Source organism: Nonomuraea sp. NPDC049504, assembly GCF_040676845.1.
Taxonomy (GTDB): Bacteria; Actinomycetota; Actinomycetes; order Streptosporangiales; family Streptosporangiaceae; genus Nonomuraea; species Nonomuraea salmonea.
Map to the genome: position 1 here is coordinate 11672 of NZ_JBFAPT010000017.1, position 18392 is coordinate 30063.

At 70.4% G+C, this 18392-nt stretch carries 16 protein-coding genes and 1 riboswitch; of the genes, 6 read left to right on the top strand and 10 right to left on the bottom strand.

Going from position 1 to position 18392, the window contains the following annotated elements:
- Positions 1-26: 26 nt before the first annotated feature.
- Complete coding sequence (gene cimA / locus AB0K28_RS29475) at positions 27-1601, bottom strand: citramalate synthase (RefSeq protein ID WP_364376425.1); 1575 nt, start codon at positions 1599-1601, stop codon at positions 27-29.
- A gap of 235 nt (positions 1602-1836) precedes the next feature.
- Positions 1837-2481: a thioredoxin domain-containing protein gene (locus AB0K28_RS29480; protein WP_345389219.1), complete on the bottom strand. Its 645-nt coding sequence runs from the start codon at positions 2479-2481 to the stop codon at positions 1837-1839.
- 123 nt (positions 2482-2604) lie between these two features.
- On the opposite strand from AB0K28_RS29480, the gene AB0K28_RS29485 reads away from it, so the two are divergent.
- Positions 2605-3588: an aldo/keto reductase gene (locus tag AB0K28_RS29485; protein WP_364376428.1), complete on the top strand. Its 984-nt coding sequence runs from the start codon at positions 2605-2607 to the stop codon at positions 3586-3588.
- A gap of 57 nt (positions 3589-3645) precedes the next feature.
- Here the strand turns inward: AB0K28_RS29485 and AB0K28_RS29490 are convergent, their stop codons facing one another.
- Positions 3646-4743, bottom strand: coding sequence for a branched-chain amino acid aminotransferase (locus AB0K28_RS29490; protein WP_364376431.1), 1098 nt, complete (start codon positions 4741-4743; stop codon positions 3646-3648).
- Between the two features lie 244 nt (positions 4744-4987).
- Positions 4988-6034 carry a 3-isopropylmalate dehydrogenase gene (locus tag AB0K28_RS29495; RefSeq protein ID WP_345389221.1) on the bottom strand — a complete coding sequence of 349 codons (1047 nt, stop codon included), beginning with the start codon at positions 6032-6034 and terminating at the stop codon, positions 4988-4990.
- Between the two features lie 99 nt (positions 6035-6133).
- Positions 6134-6275, top strand: a riboswitch (cyclic di-AMP (ydaO/yuaA leader).
- A 51-nt stretch (positions 6276-6326) separates the two neighbouring features.
- Here AB0K28_RS29495 and AB0K28_RS29500 point away from each other — a divergent pair.
- Positions 6327-7028 carry an NlpC/P60 family protein gene (locus AB0K28_RS29500; RefSeq protein WP_364376434.1) on the top strand — a complete coding sequence of 234 codons (702 nt, stop codon included), beginning with the start codon at positions 6327-6329 and terminating at the stop codon, positions 7026-7028.
- A gap of 491 nt (positions 7029-7519) precedes the next feature.
- Here the strand turns inward: AB0K28_RS29500 and serA are convergent, their stop codons facing one another.
- A complete protein-coding gene (serA, locus tag AB0K28_RS29505; protein ID WP_364376437.1) occupies positions 7520-9109 on the bottom strand; it encodes a phosphoglycerate dehydrogenase in 1590 nt (529 codons plus the stop codon).
- Between the two features lie 241 nt (positions 9110-9350).
- Here serA and AB0K28_RS29510 point away from each other — a divergent pair, with 241 nt between their 5' ends.
- Together AB0K28_RS29510 and AB0K28_RS29515 are read left to right on the top strand one after the other, a co-directional pair.
- Entirely contained in the window at positions 9351-10205 is an 855-nt protein-coding gene (locus AB0K28_RS29510) for a hypothetical protein (protein WP_364376439.1), read from the top strand.
- Positions 10206-10268: 63 nt separating this feature from the next.
- Positions 10269-11630: an MFS transporter gene (locus AB0K28_RS29515; RefSeq protein ID WP_364376441.1), complete on the top strand. Its 1362-nt coding sequence runs from the start codon at positions 10269-10271 to the stop codon at positions 11628-11630.
- 6 nt (positions 11631-11636) lie between these two features.
- On the opposite strand, the gene AB0K28_RS29520 is transcribed toward AB0K28_RS29515, so the two are convergent.
- On the bottom strand, positions 11637-12143 hold the full coding sequence (locus AB0K28_RS29520; RefSeq protein ID WP_364376443.1) for a PadR family transcriptional regulator: 507 nt from the start codon (positions 12141-12143) through the stop codon (positions 11637-11639).
- A gap of 88 nt (positions 12144-12231) precedes the next feature.
- Between AB0K28_RS29520 and AB0K28_RS29525 the strand changes: the two genes are divergently transcribed.
- Both AB0K28_RS29525 and dacB read left to right on the top strand, forming a co-directional pair.
- Positions 12232-12780 carry a DUF1707 and FHA domain-containing protein gene (locus AB0K28_RS29525; RefSeq protein WP_345389231.1) on the top strand — a complete coding sequence of 183 codons (549 nt, stop codon included), beginning with the start codon at positions 12232-12234 and terminating at the stop codon, positions 12778-12780.
- Between the two features lie 286 nt (positions 12781-13066).
- A complete protein-coding gene (dacB, locus tag AB0K28_RS29530; protein ID WP_364376446.1) occupies positions 13067-14611 on the top strand; it encodes a D-alanyl-D-alanine carboxypeptidase/D-alanyl-D-alanine-endopeptidase in 1545 nt (514 codons plus the stop codon).
- Between the two features lie 336 nt (positions 14612-14947).
- On the opposite strand, the gene AB0K28_RS29535 is transcribed toward dacB, so the two are convergent.
- From AB0K28_RS29535 to AB0K28_RS29550, 4 genes are read right to left on the bottom strand one after another with little or no spacing between them, the layout of a single operon-like run.
- Positions 14948-15730, bottom strand: coding sequence for an ABC transporter permease subunit (locus tag AB0K28_RS29535; RefSeq protein WP_364376449.1), 783 nt, complete (start codon positions 15728-15730; stop codon positions 14948-14950).
- Positions 15727-16479: an ABC transporter permease subunit gene (locus AB0K28_RS29540; RefSeq protein WP_345389237.1), complete on the bottom strand. Its 753-nt coding sequence runs from the start codon at positions 16477-16479 to the stop codon at positions 15727-15729. Before AB0K28_RS29540 ends, AB0K28_RS29535 begins: the two co-directional genes overlap by 4 nt.
- The gene (locus AB0K28_RS29545) at positions 16476-17228 is read right to left on the bottom strand and encodes an ABC transporter ATP-binding protein (protein ID WP_364376452.1); all 753 of its coding nucleotides are present in this window, start codon (positions 17226-17228) and stop codon (positions 16476-16478) included. The genes AB0K28_RS29540 and AB0K28_RS29545 overlap by 4 nt, the downstream gene beginning before the upstream one ends.
- Positions 17225-18280: an ABC transporter substrate-binding protein gene (locus AB0K28_RS29550; protein WP_364376455.1), complete on the bottom strand. Its 1056-nt coding sequence runs from the start codon at positions 18278-18280 to the stop codon at positions 17225-17227. The genes AB0K28_RS29545 and AB0K28_RS29550 overlap by 4 nt, the downstream gene beginning before the upstream one ends.
- Positions 18281-18392 lie beyond the last annotated feature (112 nt).

Genomic DNA, 18392 nt, shown 5'->3' on the forward strand with positions numbered 1-18392 from the left:
CCCTTCCGCAGGGGCCCGGGCCTCCGTCAGCAGTCGTGGCCGGCCCGCAGCAGGCCGTACGTGACCGCCTGCTCAAGCGCCTGCCAGGAGGCGTCGATGATGTTCTCCGCCACCCCGACCGTGGCCCAGTCGGCGGTGTCGTCGCTGGAGGTGATGAGCACGCGGGTGACGGCGTCGGTGCCGTGGGCGCCCTCCAGGATGCGGACCTTGTAGTCGACCAGGGCGAGCTTGGCCAGCTCGGGGTAGAGCCGCTCCAGCGCGAGCCGGACGGCCTTGTCGAGGGCGTTGACGGGGCCGTTGCCCTCGCCGGTGGCGACGATGCGCTCGCCCTTGGCGTGCAGCTTGACGGTGGCCTCGCTGACCAGCTCGCCGCCCTTGGTGCGTTCGACGATGACCCGCCACGACTCGACCTCGAAGTGGCGCTTGCGCTCGCCTTCGACGGTGTCGCGCAGCAGCAGCTCGAAGGAGGCGTCGGCGGCCTCGAAGGTGAAGCCCTGCGACTCGAGGTCCTTGACCCGCTCGACGAGCGCCTTGGTGTGCTCGGGGGTCAGCTCGTAGCCCAGCTCGCGGCCCTTGAGCTCGACGGAGGCGCGGCCGGCCATGTCGGAGACGAGCATGCGCATGTCGTTGCCGACCTGGGCGGGGTCGATGTGCTGGTAGAGGTTGGGGTCGACCTTGATGGCGCTGGCGTGCAGGCCGGCCTTGTGGGCGAAGGCGGAGGCGCCGACGTAGGGGGCGTGGGAGTTGGGGGTGACGTTGGTGACCTCGGTGATCGCGTGCGCGATGCGCGTCATGTCGGCCAGCGACTGCTCGGGCACGAGGTCGAAGCCGCGCTTGAGCTGGAGGTTGGCGACGACGGTGAAGAGGTTGGCGTTGCCCGAGCGCTCGCCGTAGCCGTTGGCGCAGCCCTGCACATGGGTGGCGCCGGCCTTGACCGCGGCCAGGGTGTTGGCGACGGCGCAGCCGGTGTCGTCGTGGCAGTGGATGCCGACGCGGGCGCTCGTACGGACGGCCTCCTGGACGATCTCGGCCAGCTCGTCGGGCAGCATGCCGCCGTTGGTGTCGCACAGGGCGATGACGTCGGCCCCCGCCTCGGCGGCGGTCCTGACGACCTCCAGCGCGTACGCCGGGTTGGACCGGTAGCCGTCGAAGAAGTGCTCGGCGTCGAGGAAGACGCGCTGGCCCTCCGCACGCAGGTGGGAGACCGTGTCGCGGATCATCGCGAGGTTCTCCTGGAGCGTCGTGCGGAGAGCCAGCTCCACGTGCCGGTCGTGACTCTTGGCGACAAGGGTCACGACCGGCGCGCCGGATTCGCGCAAGGCGGCCACCAGGGGGTCGTCGGCGGCCTGCACACCTGCCCGGCGGGTCGCGCCGAACGCGGCGAGTTGCGCGTGCTTCAGGTCGAGCTCTGTTCGGGCCAGCCTGAAGAACTCGGTGTCCTTGGGGTTGGCGCCGGGCCAGCCCCCCTCGATGAAGCCGACGCCCAGGCCGTCCAGGTGACGAGCGACGGCGAGCTTGTCGGCGACGGTGAGGTTGAGCCCCTCCTGTTGCGCGCCGTCGCGTAGCGTCGTGTCGTAGACGTGGAAGCGGTCGTCGGCCATGAGTCTCTCTTCTCTGCGGAAGCTTCTCTGCGAAGGACGTTCTCGGGAAAACCCGGGAAAACAAAAAGACCCCTCACGGACGTGAGAGGTCTGCGCGCTGGCGGTGTCCCGGTATCAGCCAGCGCGCCTGCCGATAATGAGCAGACCGTAGAACATGGTGCCGCCCAGTCTGCCACACGGATTCACCATCTGGCACACCGGTCTCACTCCCTGGGACACGGCACGGTGGGGGCGGTCACACCTGGACGCCGATGCCTCCGGTGATCAGGCGCTCGATCGCGGCGGCGTCGAACACCTCGCCGCCCAGCATCTGGCCGTCGAGCAGCACGGTCGGCGTGCCCTCCAGCGGGACCCTGGCCGTCTGCGCCAGGTGCGCCTCCGCGTACGTCTGCGACTTCACGCAGTCGTCCACCGACGCGCCGGCCTTCCTGGCCGCCGCCGACAGCTCCTCGACCGTGAAGCCCGAGGCCACGCCGTGCGGGGCGGGCTGCATGGCGTACACGGCGTCCCTGAAGGCCAGCCAGTTCTCCTCCGGTACGCAGCGCGCGGCCGCGGCGGCGCGGACGGAGTTGGAGCGCATGGGCTCGTCCCGGAAGATCGTGACGGTGTGGAAGACGACCTTCACCTTGCCCTCCTTGGCCAGGCGCTGGATCGTCGCATCGACCTTGGTGTGCATGTCCTTGCACACCGGACAGTCGAAGTCCTCGAACACGTCGAGCACCGGAGCGTCGCTGCCCAGGTCGGCCAGGATCATCGACCCGTCCGCCTGCCTGCTCAGCTGCACCCCGTCGGACGACGCGCCGGGCTGGGAGAACGCCAGCACCCCGAGTACGGTGATCGCCGCGAAGGCCGCCACGACCGCCATCAACCGCTTCTTCATGAGCCCACTCTCACCTTTGTCGATCGCGCAGACCCTATCGGAAGCGCGGACAACGGCCATCACGCGCGTACGGCCCCGGCGCGCCGGGCAGGTTCGTCTGCGGGGGATGAAGGGGGATCAGCCATGCGATACGTGACACTGGGTCGCGAGGGCCCGACGGTCTCGGCCCTGGGGTTCGGCGCGATGACGCTGGCGCCCAGGGTGTACGGCGACGTGAGCGAACCGGAGGCGACGCAGGCGCTCCTGGCGGCGCTGGACGCGGGCGTCACGTTCGTCGACACCGCCGACATCTACGGCGCCGGGCACAGCGAGACCCTGATCGGGCGGGTGCTGCGGGGCCACAGGGACGAGGTGGTGCTGGCCACGAAGTTCGGCGGGAACTCCGACGATCAGGGCAGGCTGGTGCCGGGCATGGGCCGGCCCGAGTACGTCCGCAGGGCTCTGGAGGCCAGCCTCGACCGCCTGCGTACGGACCGGGTGGACCTCTACTACCTGCACAGGCTCGACCCCACGACGCCCGTCGAGGAGACGATGGGCGCGCTGGCCGAGCTGGTCCAGGCCGGGGACATCCGGTATGTCGGCCTGTCGGAGGTGTCGGCGGCGACGCTGCGGCGGGCCTGCGCGGTCCACCCGGTGACCGCCCTGCAGACCGAGTACTCGCTGTTCCACCGCTACCCCGAGCAGGACGTGCGCCCGGCCTGCGACGAGCTGGGCGTCGGGTTCGTGGCCTACAGCCCGCTCGGGCGCGGCCTGCTCGGCGGCACGATCAGGGGCAGGGGGTCGCTGGAGGAGGGCGACTGGCGCCGGGGCAACCCGCGCTTCCAGGAGGGCAACCTGGACCGCAACGTGGAGCTGGCCGACGCCGTGGCGGGCCTGGCCGGCGAGGTGGGGCTGCCGGTGGCGCAGCTCGCGCTGGCCTGGCTCGTGCACCGCGGCGCCGTGCCGATCCCGGGGACGCGCCGGGCCGAGAACACGCGGGCCAACGCCGCGGCCGCCGACGTCACCCTCGACGAGGAGACGGTACGGCGGCTCGAGGCGCTGGTGCCGCCCGGCGCGGTGGCCGGCGAGCGCGGCAACGCCGCCTACCTGGCCAACCTCGACACCTGAGCGGGCACGGGGGCCGGGGCGGGCTCAGGCGGCCCCGCGCCCCCTGGGATGCGGGCGTCAGGCGATCTTGTGGACCCAGTTGTGGGTGTCGGGGCGGGCGCCGTACTGGATGCCGACCAGTTCCTCGCGCACCCGCATGGTGATCGGGCCGGGCGTGCCGTCGCCGATCGTCCATGAGCGGTCGGCGCCCTTGACCGTGCCGACCGGCGTCACCACGGCCGCGGTGCCGCACGCGAACACCTCGGTCAGCTCGCCGCTCTCGCAGCCGGCCTGCCACTCCTCCACGCTGACCAGCCGCTCCTCGGTCTCCAGGCCGAGGTCGCCGGCCAGCTCCAGGATCGAGTCGCGGGTGATGCCGGGCAGCAGCGTGCCGGTGAGCGCGGGGGTGACGAGCTTGCCGCCGATGACGAAGAACAGGTTCATCCCGCCCATCTCCTCGACGTAGCGGTGCTCGTGCGCGTCGAGCCAGACGACCTGGTCGCAGCCGTTCTCGACGGCCTGCCGCTGCGCGACGAAGGCCGCGGCGTAGTTGCCGCCGCACTTGGCGAACCCGGTGCCGCCGGGCGCGGCCCGCGTGTACTCGGTGGACAGCCAGACGGAGACGGGCTTGATGCCGCCGGTGAAGTAGGAGGCCGCCGGGGAGGCGATCACCATGTACCGGTACGTCTTCGACGGGTAGTTGACCCCGAGCGCCGGCTGCGTGGCGATCATGAAGGGCCGCAGGTAGAGGCTGTGCCCCTCGGCGGTGGGCACCCACTCCTTGTCGGTGCTGACGAGCAGGTCCAGCGACTCGACGAACGTCTCCTCGGGCAGCTCGGGCATCGCCATGCGCTGGGCCGAGCGGTTGAAGCGGGTGGCGTTGGCGTACGGGCGGAACATCACGATCGAGCCGTTGGCCTGCCGGTACGCCTTCAGCCCCTCGAACAGCTCCTGGGCGTAGTGGAAGACCGCGGTGGCCGGGTCGAGAACGAGCGGCCCGTACGCCTCGAGGCGCGCGTCGTGCCAGCCCTTACCCTCGGTGAAGTCGATCGAGACCATGTGGTCGGTGAAGACCTGCCCCCACCCCGGGTTCGCCAGTACCTGCTCCCGCTCGGCCGCGGTGCGAGCATGGTCGGAGAGCTGCACGTCGAAGCTGAGCTTCTGAGCGATGGTCATGACGTCGGTCCTTCTCTCTGCGATCTACCGAAACCTACCGGAAGCTGCCCGCTGTCTGCGGTTTCTGCGACGGCCGCGAGAGGCGGCCGCGCCGGGAGGCAGTCCGTACTTCCTATTGTCTCGCTATATGGGATGGCAAGGGGTCAATGGGGGATATAGCCCCCATTTCTCCGTACAGGGACACGAAAAAGCGCCCGGCAGTCCCCTCAGGGCCGCCGGGCGCTCGTGATCGGGCTAGGCGGTCCTAGCCGGATACTCGCGCGGTGATGTCGTCGCCGATCTGCTGCGTGCCGCGCGGGGCGGACCCCGCGACGCGCGCCGCGATGTCGTCGGCGACGGCCTGCTCCACCCTGGCCGCCTCGGCGCTCAGGCCGAGGTGGTCGAGGAGCATGGCGACGGAGAGGATGGTCGCGGTCGGGTCGGCCTTGCCCTGGCCCGCGATGTCGGGCGCGCTGCCGTGGACCGGCTCGAACATGCTGGGCGCGGCGCCGTCGGGGTTGATGTTGCCGCTGGCGGCCAGGCCGATGCCGCCCGCGATGGCGGCGCCGAGGTCGGTGATGATGTCGCCGAAGAGGTTGTCGGTGACCACCACGTCGAAGCGCTCGGGCTGGGTGACGAAGAACATCGAGGCCGCGTCGATGTGGGAGTAGTCGACGGCGATCTCGGGGTAGTCGGCGGCGACCCGGTTGACGGTGCGCTGCCACAGGTCGCCCGCGAAGGTGAGGACGTTCGTCTTGTGGACGAGCGTGAGCTTCTTGCGCGGGCGCGACTGAGCTTTCTCGAAGGCGTAGCGGACCACGCGCTCGACGCCGTGTGCGGTGTTGAGCGACTCCTGCGTGGCGATCTCGTGCGGGGTGCCGCGCCGCATGGCGCCGCCGGTGCCGGCGTAGAGGCCCTCGGTGCCCTCGCGGACGACGATCATGTCGATCTTCTCGGGCGGGGTGTCGGCCAGCGGGGTGCGCACGCCGGGGAACAGCTTGACCGGGCGCAGGTTGACGTAGTGGTCGAACTCGAACCGCAGCCGCAGCAGCAGGTCGCGCTCCAGGACGCCGGGCGGCACGCTGGGGTCTCCGACGGCGCCGAGCAGGATGGCGTCGTAGCCGCGCAGCTCGTGGAGCACCGAGTCGGGCAACGTCTCGCCGGTGCGGTGATAGCGCGCGGCGCCCAGGTCGTAGTGGGTGGGCTCGATCTTGGTGCCCACGGCATCCAGGACCTTGAGCCCTTCTGCGACGACCTCGGTGCCGATGCCGTCACCGGGGATGACAGCCAGGCGGATGTTACGCGACTCCATGGGCGGTAGCTTACCGGCTCGTCTCGACTGACGAACACATCATCTCATTTTCCGGACGTCCGATTTTGCATGCATTGCGACCTTTTGACCGATTCGTTAGAGTCCGTCAGGCCTAATCCACGCAGCAGGTGCGTGGAGCCGGGGACCCACCTCTCCCCCAGGGGCGAATCGGCTTCGCCGTAGGGCTGTCTTCCAGGCCCGAGCCCGTCAGCTAACCCGGCCGGCCGCATGGAAGGACAGACCCCTGTCTCGCATTGCCATCGCCCTGGCGGGTGTCGCCGCCGGGCTCATCGTGTGCCCCCCTCCGGCCTCCGCCGCGCCGACGCCCGCCGGCCCCGGTGAAAGCCGTCACTCCCCCGACACGAACTCCGACCCCGACACGAAATCCGGCCCCGGCACGAAATCCGGCCCCGGCACGAAATCCGGCCCCGGCACGAAATCCGGCCCCGGCACGAAATCCGGCCCCGGCACGAAATCCGGCTCCGGTACGAACGCGGCCGGCTCGATCACTCTGACCGGCCCCGAGGTCAAGCGCATCCAGCAGCAGCGCGCGCCCAAGCCGGCCTGGAAGACCGCCCTCAGGTTCGCGATGCACCAGCGCGGCATCCCGTACGTGTGGGGCGGCACGAGCCGCAGCGGGTACGACTGCTCCGGGCTCATGCTCAGGGCGTACCAGAAGGCGGGGATCCACCTGCCGCGCACCGCCGCCGAGCAGTACAACGCGTTCTCCCGGAAAATCAGCTGGAACCATCTCAAGCCCGGTGACCTGGTCTTCTTCAGCGGACTCGGTCACGTGGGCATGATCTCCAAGCCCGGCTACATGGTGCACGCGCCGCACTCGGGCGACGTGGTGAAGGAGGAGAAGCTCTCCGACTGGCGCCGGCAGGCGTTCGTCGGAGCGGTCAGGCCCGACCGCGAGGGCGTCCGTCAGTGGCGCGAGCTGCAGAAACGGCGCGATGACCCCGCTCCGTCGATGCTGACCGCGACCCTCTGACCTTGCACCACCCGGACGAGCGGCCCCGTGCGAACGAGCGCGGGGCCGTTCTGGGCTCACCTGCTCTGGGGGGCTCCGCCGTTGTCACGCCGGTCGAGGGCCATCTGGACGGCCTCGGCCGCCTCGTCCTCTTGGTCCTCGGCACGGTTGTAGGCATACATCTCGTACATGTGGCTCATCTCGCTTCGCGGACGTGTTCCTGAGAAAGGGGGGAAGCCGGACTCCGGTCGCGAGCCCGACCGGGCCTGAATCTCGTGGTCCGGGTCACGGACCGGACGAAGGGACTTGACGGCCGACGTATACGCCGCGCACCGCGGCGGGTCGTCGACCTGCCCTAACAGGCCCCGCCGCGGCAGGTAATGAGTACGAGAACCTGGCGCATCACCGGCTACAGTACCCGAGGACAGTGCTTGGATGTCCTACTATCTCGCATCCTGAGACGCAAAAGGGCCGCCACCCGAACGGGTGACGGCCCTGCGCAGGTCAGAGGGTCAGTCCTCCAGGTCGACCGAGCGGCCGCTCTCGGCGCCGATCTCGGCGCCGATCTGCTCGACCACCTCGGCCGGGATCGCCGAGTCGACGGTCAGCGCGATGAGCGCCTTGCCGCCCTTGACGTCACGGGCCACCTGCATCGAGGCGATGTTGATGCCGTGCTCGCCGAGCAGCCGGCCGACCACGCCGACGACGCCGGGGCGGTCGGTGTAGGTGTAGAAGCACAGGTGGGCCGTCGGCTCGATCTCCATCTCGAAGCCGTTGACCTCGACGATCTTGGTGATCTGGCGCGGCCCGGACAGCGTGCCCGACACCGAGACCGTGCGGCCGTCGGCCAGCACGCCGCGCACGGTCACCAGGTTGCGCCAGTCGGGGCTCTCGGAGCTGGTGACCAGCTCGACCGCGATGCCGCGGTCCTTGGCCAGCAGCGGCGCGTTGACGTAGGTGACCTGCTCCTCGACCACGTCGGCGAAGACGCCCTTGAGCGCGGCCAGCTCGATCACCCGCACGTCCTGGGCGGCGATCTCGCCGCGCACCTCGACGTCGAGCTTGGTGGCCACCTCGCCGGCCAGCGCGGTGAAGACCCGGCCCAGCTTCTCGGCCAGCGGCAGGCCCGGCTTGACGTCCTCGGCCACGGCGCCGCCCTGGACGTTGACCGCGTCGGGCACGAACTCGCCCGCGAGGGCCAGCTTCACGCTGCGCGCGACCTGGGTGCCGGCCTTCTCCTGGGCCTCGTGGGTGGAGGCGCCGAGGTGGGGCGTGACGACGACCTGGTCGAGCTCGAACAGCGGGCTGTCGGTGCACGGCTCCTTGGCGAAGACGTCCAGGCCGGCTCCCGCGACCCGGCCCTCCTTGATCGCCGCGTAGAGGGCGCCCTCGTCGACGATGCCGCCGCGCGCGACGTTGACGATCCGCACGTTGGGCTTGACCTGGTGCAGCTCGCGGTCGCCGATGAGCCCGACCGTCTCCTTGGACTTGGGCAGGTGGACGGTGATGAAGTCGGCCTGCTTGAGCACCTCGTCGAGGCTGACCAGCCGGACGCCCATCTGCGCGGCGCGGGCCGGCGGCAGGTAGGGGTCGTAGGCGATCAGCTCGACCCCGAACGGCGCCAGCCGCTGGGCCACGAGCTGGCCGATCTTGCCGAGGCCGAGGATGCCGACGACCTTCTCGTCGAGCTCGACACCGGTGTACTTCGAGCGCTTCCACTCACCGTTCTTCAGCGCGGCGTGGGCCTGGGCCGTGTTGCGCGCGCTGGCCAGGATGAGCGCGATGGTCTGCTCGGCGGCGCTGGTGATGTTGGAGGTCGGAGCGTTGACGACCATGACGCCGGCCTTGGTGGCCGCCTCGACGTCGACGTTGTCGAGGCCGACCCCCGCGCGGGCGACCACCCGCAGCTTGGGCGCGGCGGCGATGGCCTCGGCGTCGACCTGCGTGGCGGAGCGGACGATGAGCGCGTCAACGTCGGCGAGGGCGGGCAGCAGCTGGGAACGGTCGGCGCCGTCGGTGTGGCGGACCTCGAAATCAGCGCCGAGTACGGCGAGACCGGCCTCGGACAGCTCCTCTGCGACCAGAACGACGGGCTTGTTCACTGGTGTGGATCCTTAAGGCAGGGCGGGCTTGGGAGGGACACGTCCACGGATCCCCCCGGCGGTCCCACAGAGTCTATCGGGCGCTTGTGAACGCGTTCACGAGGGACTCACGATGTGAGACGGGAGGCCCTGTACCCAGCAGAGTGGAAAGTCATCCACGCCGCTCCCATCTTTGTCTTGATCGGGAGATTTATTCGCCATTAGCCTGATAAGCCGTGGCCGACTACCTATGGTTCGTCATATGAGCATCGGGAATCCTGCGCTTGCCGACGTGCTCGCCCAGCATGGCACTCCGCACCGCCTGCTGGGCGCTCTTGCCGACGGTGGAGTCCTGGTGGCAGTGCGACCAGATCGTTCCGTGGTCCTCGGGACCACTCAAGTAGGTGACCGGGTGCTGCTGGGCTACACCAGCGCCGCCACCTACGCCCGGCACCGCGGAAGCCATTCGCTGTCGGCCTGCGACGCCGACACCATCCTGGACATCCAGCGCGTCACCGGAGTACGCGAGATCGTGATCGACGCGGCAGGCCCGGCCGCCGCGGCCGTGCCCATCGACGATCTCCAACGCTTCCTCACCACGACGCGCACGGGGCCCACACCCGTGCTGTCGGGGGCGGCGCCCGCCGCCTACGCCACGGGCGCGATGGCCACCGTGTCACGCGGCGCCGCGCTCGCGCAGGTGGCTCCCCCGTCGCCCGAGGCCCCCGCGCTGCCGTGGGTGCCCGCGCCGCGGCCGCACCTGTCGGGGCCGATGCAGCAGGTGGACCCCGGCTACCGGCGGTGCACGCATCCGATCCTGCCCGCGCTGCGGCAGGCCATCGCGTACCTGCTGATGGACTTCCCGCTCGTGCACCACGTCTGGATCAGCGAGGCGCGCACGGCGTCCGGTGCCCCCGGGATCATGCTGCACGTCAAGGTGCACATGTCCGCGGCCGAGGACGTCGTACGCGACCTGCACCGCCTCGTACGCGCCCGGCTGCCGCAGTTCGCCGCCTCAGGGGCGCCGATCCTGATGGCCAGGGTCGCCGACGCGCGCAGCGAGCGCCGGATGATCGAGATCGGCGCGCACGTGGTCTGCGCCAGCGTGAACGACTGACCGGCGGAGGGCCCGCGAAAGTGGGCCCTCCCCAACGAGCCCTCACTCGGTTTCAATGAGGTAATGATCACACCGGGGGTGGGCACGGCCACCGTCCCGAAAGGCGTGCGGTTCGGCTATGGGATCGGGTCGTTCTGCACCTCGACCGTCAACGCGGTGCCCGGCCTGCTGCTGCTGTTCTACATGACGAACTTCCTCGCCGTCCCCGCGTGGCTGGCCGGTGTGGTGGTGACCGCGCCCAAGATCTGGGACCTGATCATCAACCCGCTGGTCGGGCGCTGGTCTGACCGGACGGTCTCGCGCTGGGGGCCGCGCCGGCCCTGGCTGCTCGCCGGGGCGTGCACGCTGCCGGTCGCCTTCTTCCTGGTGTTCGCCGGGCCGCCGCTGACCGGGGTGCCCGCCGCGCTGTACGTCGGCGCCTGCTTCATGGCCACGGCGACCGCGTACGCGCTGTTCGAGGTGCCGTACAAGGCGATGCCCAGTGAGATGACGCACGATTACCACGAGCGCACGGCGCTGCTGCAGTGGCGGATGGTCTTCATCGGCGCGGCCACCGCGATCAGCGGCGTGCTGGCGCCGGCCATCGCCACCGGCGACGGCGCGCACGGCACGCTGAGCAGCTACCGGACGATGGGCCTGACGATCGCCGTCATCCTGCTCGTCGCCATGCTCGCCTCGTTCCTCGGCACCGCCCGCGCCCCCATGACGGGAGCGCCGGAGCCGGACCGCGGCGGGTGGCGCGAGCAGTTCGCGGCGATCAAGGGAAACCCGGCGTTCATCTGGCTGACCGTGCTGGCCTGCACGCAGATGCTGGCCGTCAGCATGATGCTGGCCGCCGCGCCCTACTTCGCGACGTACACGCTCGGCTCGGCGGGGGCCACCCAGACGCTCTTCGCCGCCCTCGTCGGGCCGATCCTGCTGACCATGCCGCTGTGGGTGCGGCTGGCCAGGCGCCTCGACAAGCGCGGCGCGATGGTGCTGGCCACGGTGATGTTCGGCGGTGGCACCACGGCCGCGATCGCCACGCCGCTGTTCGGCTCGGTGTGGGCGCACCTGTGGATCCTGCTGGTCGGCGTCGGCTACGCCGGTGTGCAGCTCCTGCAGTTCTCGATGCTGGCGGACGTCATCGCGGCCGACGCGGCGGAGACCGGCAAGCGGCGGGCCGGTGTGCTGACCGGGTTGTGGACGGCCATCGAGAGCGGGGTGAGCGCGTTCGGCGCGCTGATCTTCGGCGTGGTGCTGTCGATCGGCGGGTTCATCGAGTCGGAGCCGAGCCGGCCGGTCGAGCAGCCGGAGAGCGCGGTGACCGCCGTCCTCATCGGGCAGACCGTGATCCCCGCGCTGATCATCTTCTCCTCGGTGCTGATGGTCATGAAGTACCGGCTCAAGGCGCCCGCCGCGCCGGCCCCTGCCGGCGCCGAGTGACCGCCGTCAGGTCCTCCCCTTCGCCATGGCCTCGCAGTGGTCGAGCCAGCGCAGCTCCGCCTCGGCCTTGAAGATCAGCGAGTCGAGGACCAGGCGCTGCGCGAGGCCCTCGCCCGCCCTGTGCTTGGCCCTCGTGTGCTCCTGCAGGGCGCGCATGGTGGCCTCCCGCTGGGTCTGGAGGACGGCGGCGACGTCCACGCCGCCTGCCACCGCCATGGCGATCTTGATGGTCAGCTCGTCCCTGGGGCGGTCGGTCGGGGCGACCGGGGTGCCGTACCAGTGCTCCAGCTCGCGCCGGCCCGGCTCGGTGATCGTGTAGATCGCGCGGCCCTGCTCGTCGGAGCCGCCGGGGGCGACCAGCCCGTCGCGCTCCAGCCGGGCCAGCGTCGTGTAGACCTGGCCGATGTTGAGCGGCCACGTGCCTCCTGTGGACGCCTCGAACTCCACCCTGAGCTGGTAGCCGTAGCGGGGGCCGCCACTGAGCAGGGCGAGCAGTCCGTGCCTGATCGACATGGATACTGACTATGCATACTGAGTATGCTTATCGCAACTGATCCCCGTATTCTGGACAGCGACCGAGGTTCAGGCCGATACTCGCTCTATGAGCTCCACTCATCCGCCCTCTCGCGCCTCAGATGGGGAACGTGACCGTGCGATCGATGAGCTCAGAGACCGCGCCGTCGAGGGCCGCATCTCCCATGACACCTTCGTGGGCCGGGTCGACCAGGCGCTGCGGGCGCGCAGCAGGCACGAGCTCGACGAGCTCGTGGCCGACCTGCCCCGGCGGCCCACCCTCCGGCAGCGGCTGACCGACGCCGTCGCGTCCGTTTCGGAGTTCACCACCCGCCTCCAGGCCGCCTGGCGGCGGCCCAGGCTGCCCCGGCTCGCGCTGCCCGACGACGACCGGCTGCGGTACGTGGTCGGGCGCGGGTCCGCGTGCGACCTCGTCCTTTCCGATCTGACCGTCTCCCGCGTACACGCCGAGCTGCGGCGCGAGGAGGACGGCGAGTGGATGCTGGTCGACCTCGGCTCGCTCAACGGCACCCGGCTCAACGGCTGGCGCCTCGTGGGGCCCGCACGCGTGAAGTCAGGCGACGAGGTCGCCTTCGGCGACTGCGGCTTCCTCATCACCGCCCAGCAACCCACCTGACGCGCCACGCAGCCGCCCGCCGGCCGACCGGGCACGGGCCGGGCGAGGGACACCGGGTCTCACCACCCCGGCGCACACCGTTCGGCCGCAAGCCGGCTGGGGAGGCAGGCCGGGCGAATGGGCGGGCCGGGCGAATGGGCGCGTCGGGCGAGTGGGCGGGCCGGGCGGGTGGGGGTCGGCGGGTCTCACAACGGTGGGGTTGCGGATAAATACGGATATTTGCGGATTACAGGCCGCCTGCGCTGAATCATGCTCTTCTGCGATCCCCCAGTCACTTGGAGACCCCATGCGGCGCACCTCAGCATCCCTCGTCGCGGGCGCGCTCGTCGCGGCCCTCGCGTGGGCGTCAGGCCCCTCATCCCCCGCCGTCGCGCTCGACCCCTCCGTGGGCGTGGCGGACCTCACCCAGGACATCAACCAGATCCTCAGCGACTCCCGGCTGACGATCGCCCGCGCGGGCGTCGTGGTCAAGAGCGCCGAGACCGGCGAGGAGCTGTACGCCACCGACGCGGGCAAGCTCCTCATCCCCGCGTCCAACACCAAGCTGTTCACCTCGGCCGCCGCCGCGGAGACGCTCGGACTCGACTACCGCTTCCCCACCACCGTGCTGAGCACCGGCCGCAAGGCGGGCGCCGTGCTGACCGGTGACCTGGTGCTGCGCGGCACCGGCGACCCGACCATGCTGGCCGAGGACTACGAGGCGCTGGCCGCCCAGGTCGCGAAGGCGGGCGTCAAGGTCGTCACCGGCAAGCTGGTGGCCGACGACACGTGGTTCGACGGTCAGCGGCTCGGCAACGACTGGGCGTGGGACGACGAGACCGCCTACTACGCCGCCCCGATCTCGGCGCTGACCGCCTCCCCCGACCGCGACTACGACGCGGGCTCGGTGGTCGTGTCGGTCTCGGCGAGCGGCGGCAAGGTGAAGGTGACCACCACGCCGGAGACCGACTACCTGAAGATCGTCAACAAGGCCACGGTCGGCGACCAGACGAACGTGCTCATCGAGCGGCAGCACGGCACCCGTACGGTGGTCATCACCGGCACGGTCGCGGGCTCGTACCAGGAGTGGGTGGCGGTCGACGACCCCACCGCCTACGCCGCCTCGCTCTTTCGCAAGGGCCTGAGCAAGCACGGCGTCAAGGTGCTCGGCCCGACCGAGGCGGGCGCGGCGCCGGCGAGCGCGAAGAAGCTGGCCGAGCACGAGTCGATGCCGCTGGGCGAGCTGCTGGTGCCGTTCATGAAGCTGAGCAACAACATCCACGCCGAGATCCTCACCAAGGCGATGGGCCGCGAGGTGTCGGACCAGGGCACGTGGTCGGCGGGCCTCAAGGTCACCACCGACTTCGCCAAGGCGAACGGCGTCGAGCTGCTCAACATGCGGGACGGCTCTGGGCTGTCGCGGCGTGACGGCTTCTCGCCGGCCTCGATCGTGCAGCTCCTGTCGTCCGTACGCGGCAAGCCCTGGTTCTCCACCTGGTACGAGTCGCTGCCCATCGCCGGCAACAGCGACAGGTTCACCGGCGGCACGCTGCGCAGCCGCATGCAGGGCACGCCCGCGGCGAACAACGTGCACGCCAAGACCGGCTCGCTGACCGGGGTCACCGCGCTGTCCGGTTACGTGACGAGCGCGGACGGCGAGCCGCTGATCTTCTCGATCATGCTGAACCAGTACCTGTCGGGCTCGCCGAAGGACATCGAGGACAAGATCGCGGTCCGGCTGGCCCAGTTCTCGCGGACGGCGGCGGTCGCCGACACCACGCGGCTCCGTGCGACGGAGGGCGCCCCGGCGGGCGACCTCGAGTGCTCCTGGATGAAGCCGGCCTCCTGCTGACCGGAGAGAACCCCGGCGGCCGACCGCGGACGCGCGGCAGGCCGCCGGGGTTTACCGAGGTGAGGACGGCTGTCATCACGATTCGGCTACTTGGAGCTCCAGGTTAGTCGGCCATTTCCCTACAAACGCGGCCCAGGCAGGACAGAATTCGACATTGAGCATCCTTCTGGCCCGCCCGCCGACGCTCACGCAGACCATGGGAGCGAACGGGCTTTCACCGGCCCCACCCCGAGCCGGTATCCCACCGCACGCCCACGCGCTCCCCTTCGGGCGGACCCGGCCGCGCCTCCCCCCGCACACAGGACCGCGGCCGGGTCCGCATAACACGAGCCAGGCTCATGACCCTTGCGGACGGTCGGAGAAGCGGGCGAGGACCAGCGACTCGACGACGCCGACCACCGCGTACGCCACGATCGACACCCCCGTGACCACGACGATGTCCGCCCACACCTCGTCGTAGCGGAACCCGCCGATCGCCCGCAGGATCTCGGCCCCGATGCCCTCGCCGGTGGCCAGCCACTCGGCGATGAGGGCGCCGATGATCGAGGCGGGCACGGAGATCCGGGCCGAGGCGAAGACCGAGGGCATCGCGGTCGGCACCGCCACCTTGCGCAGCACGGTCATCCGCGTGCCGCCGTACGCCATGATCAGGTCGGTCGCCTGCGGCGAGGCGGAGCGCAGGCCGAAGGCGATGTTCACCAGCGCGGGGAAGAACACCACGATGCCGCCGATGACCGCCACCCCGAGCAGCTCGCGCCCGAAGATCAGCGTGATCAGCGGCGTCATCACGACCAGCGGCACCGAGCGCAGCAGCATCGCGACCGGCATGAACGTCTGCTCGACGGTCCTGAACAGCACGAACAGCACGGCCACCACGGTCGCGGCGACCATGCCGGAGACGAAGCCGACGGCGGCGTCCCTGACCGTGATGCCCAGCGCGCCGAACACCGCGTCCCGGTGCTCCTGCGCGGAGGTCAGGTACTCCCAGACCTGCGGCGGCCGCTTGCCCACCAGCGGGCTGATGCCGAACGCCTCCAGCGCCAGCCACCACCCGGCCACGACGATGACGACCGAGGGCGTGAGCGGGCCCACGATGCGCAGCACGGTACGCCCGATCACTGGGCGGCCTCCCCTCGCGACCACGGCGTGACGACCCTGGCGACCAGCGCGACGATCGCGTAGCCGAGGCCCGCGATGAGGCCGGCGACCAGCGCGAGCCCCCACGTGCGCGGCACCTGGAACTGCTGCTGCGAGATCATCAGGGAGACGCCGAGCCCCTGGTCGTTGCTGCCGAGGTACTCGCCGATGATGGCGCCGAGCAGCGCGGACGGCGCCGAGATCTTCAGCCCGGCGAACGTGCTGGGCAGCGCCGCGATGATCTGGACGTAGCGCAGCCTGGCCAGCCGGCCGCCGCCGTACACGGTGACGAGGTCGAGGCTCGCCCGGTCGGCCGAGCGCAGCCCGAGCAGCGCGCCGATGAGCGTGGTGAAGAAGACGGAGATGGCGGCGAGGAACACCACGGTCGCGTCGCCGCCGAAGACGACGAGCACGATCGGCCCGATGGCGAGCAGCGGGATGCAGTAGCTGATCACCGCGAGCTGCGTGGCGACGGCCTCAAGCCGGGGCACGAGCAGCACCAGCAGGGCCACGGCGATGGCCAGCCCGTTGCCCCACAGGAAGCCCTGGAAGGCGGCCGAGAGGGTGGCGGTGGCGTTGGGGCCGTAGAAGGACCAGCCGTCGCCGGCCATGGAGGCCAGCACCGCGGGCGGGGTGGGCACCGCGCCGCCGTCGGCGAAGACGGTGGCGGCCAGCAGCCACCACAGCGCCACCAGGAGGACGACGCCGATCAGGCCCTGGACCCGCCTCATGAGCCGTGCCCGAACAGCAGGTCGCTGAGGTGGTCGTGCAGGGCGTGGAACTCGGGTGTGCGCATCATCTCGGGCGTGCGCGGGCGGGGCAGGTCGATCTCCACCAGCTCGATGACCCGGCCGGGACGCGGGCTCATGACGGCGACCACGTCCGACAGGAAGACGGCCTCGCCGATGCCGTGGGTGACCATGAGCGTGGTGGCGGGCTTCTCCGTCCAGATGCGCAGCAGCTCCAGGTTGAGGCGCTGGCGGGTCATGTCGTCCAAGGCGCCGAACGGCTCGTCGAGCAGCAGCACGCTGGGCTTGACCACCAGCGCGCGGGCGATGGAGACCCGCTGGCGCATGCCGCCGGACAGCTCCGACGGCCGCGCCTTCTCGAAGCCCTCCAGGCCGACGAGCTTGATGAGGTCCTCGATCACGCCCGGCTCGGGCTTGAGGCCCGCGACCTCGATCGGCAACCGGATGTTGGCGGCGACGCTGCGCCAGGCCAGCAGCGCGGAGTCCTGGAAGGCGATGCCGAGGTGGTGGCCCTTGCGCAGCTGCTGCGGTGTCTCGCCGTTCACCAGGATCTCGCCCGTGGTGGGCTCCTCCAGGCCGGCGAGGATGCGCAGCACCGTGGACTTGCCGCAGCCGGACGGGCCGAGCAACGACAGGAACGAGCCCTTCGGCGTCTGGAGATCGACGTCCTGGACGGCGGTCAGCCCCTTGCCGAACGTCTTGCTCAGCCCGGTGATGCTGATGCCGCTCATGACAGCTTCAGGCTCGGGTCCGCCTGGTAGACCTCGTCGAGGATCGACAGGTCGAAGAGCTGCTCGGCCTTGATGGTGAGGCCCGCCTTGGCCAGTGAGGAGATGTTCTCCTCGATCAGCTCGGGCGTCATCGTGAACAGGCCGTTCTTCCTGGCGTCGGGGGTCACGACCAGGTCGTTCTGCATCTTGGCCTCCTCCGTCTGCTCCTTGACGTCGAGGTTCTGGTCCTTGCCGTAGACGGTGGCGGCCAGCTCGGCGGACTTGGCCGGGTCGGCGACGGCGTCCTTCCAGCCCTTGATCTCGGCGGTCAGGAACGCCTTGAGCTTGTCGCGCTCGTTGTCGATGGTCTCCTGGGTGACCGTGAACGTCTCGGCGACCAGGGGCAGGCCCGCGTCGGCGAGCAGCAGGTACTCGGGGTCGTGGCCCTGCAGGCGCAGGTTCACCGGGCCGCTGGTGACGAAGCCGACGTAGCCGTCGAGCTGGCCCGAGGTGAGCATCGACGGGTCCGACTGGAACGGCACCCTGGTGACACTGGAGTCGTCGAGGCCGTTGGCCTTGAGCAGCGCGTTCCAGACCAGCTCGTTGGAGTCCTGGACGCCGATCCGCTTGCCGGCGAGGTCCTTGGCGTCCTTGATCGGGTTCTTGCTCAGCGAGATGATCGCGAACGGGTTCTTCTGGAAGGTCGCGCCGACGATCTTCAGCGGGGCGCCCTGGAGGATGGCGGGTGCGGTGATCGTGGGCGCCGACAGGCCCGCCCAGCAGCGGCCGGTGGCCAGGCCCGACTCGACGGAGGTGCCGGAGCCGCCGCCGGACAGCAGCTCGACCTGCGTGAACCCGGCCGCCTTGTAGTAGCCGTTGGTGTCGGCGAAGTACTCGCCGGCGAACTCGACGTTCTTCTTCCAGGAGAGCTGCAGCTTGACCGCCCCGAAGCCGTCGCCGCCGGAGGAGGAGCCGGACGTGGCGGTGCCGTTGTCGCCGCAGGCGGCCAGACCGAGCGCAAGACCGGCCAGACCTGTCGTCCGCAGGAACGCGCGACGGTCGAGGGTAGCCATAATTCTCCTTGAACGGCGGTGAACCAGCAGGTCAGGACGGTATCCATCGATTATTACCATCGTGTGACGGTCATTTCGGACAGCGGACGGAAGCGCGGGCCGCGTACCCGCA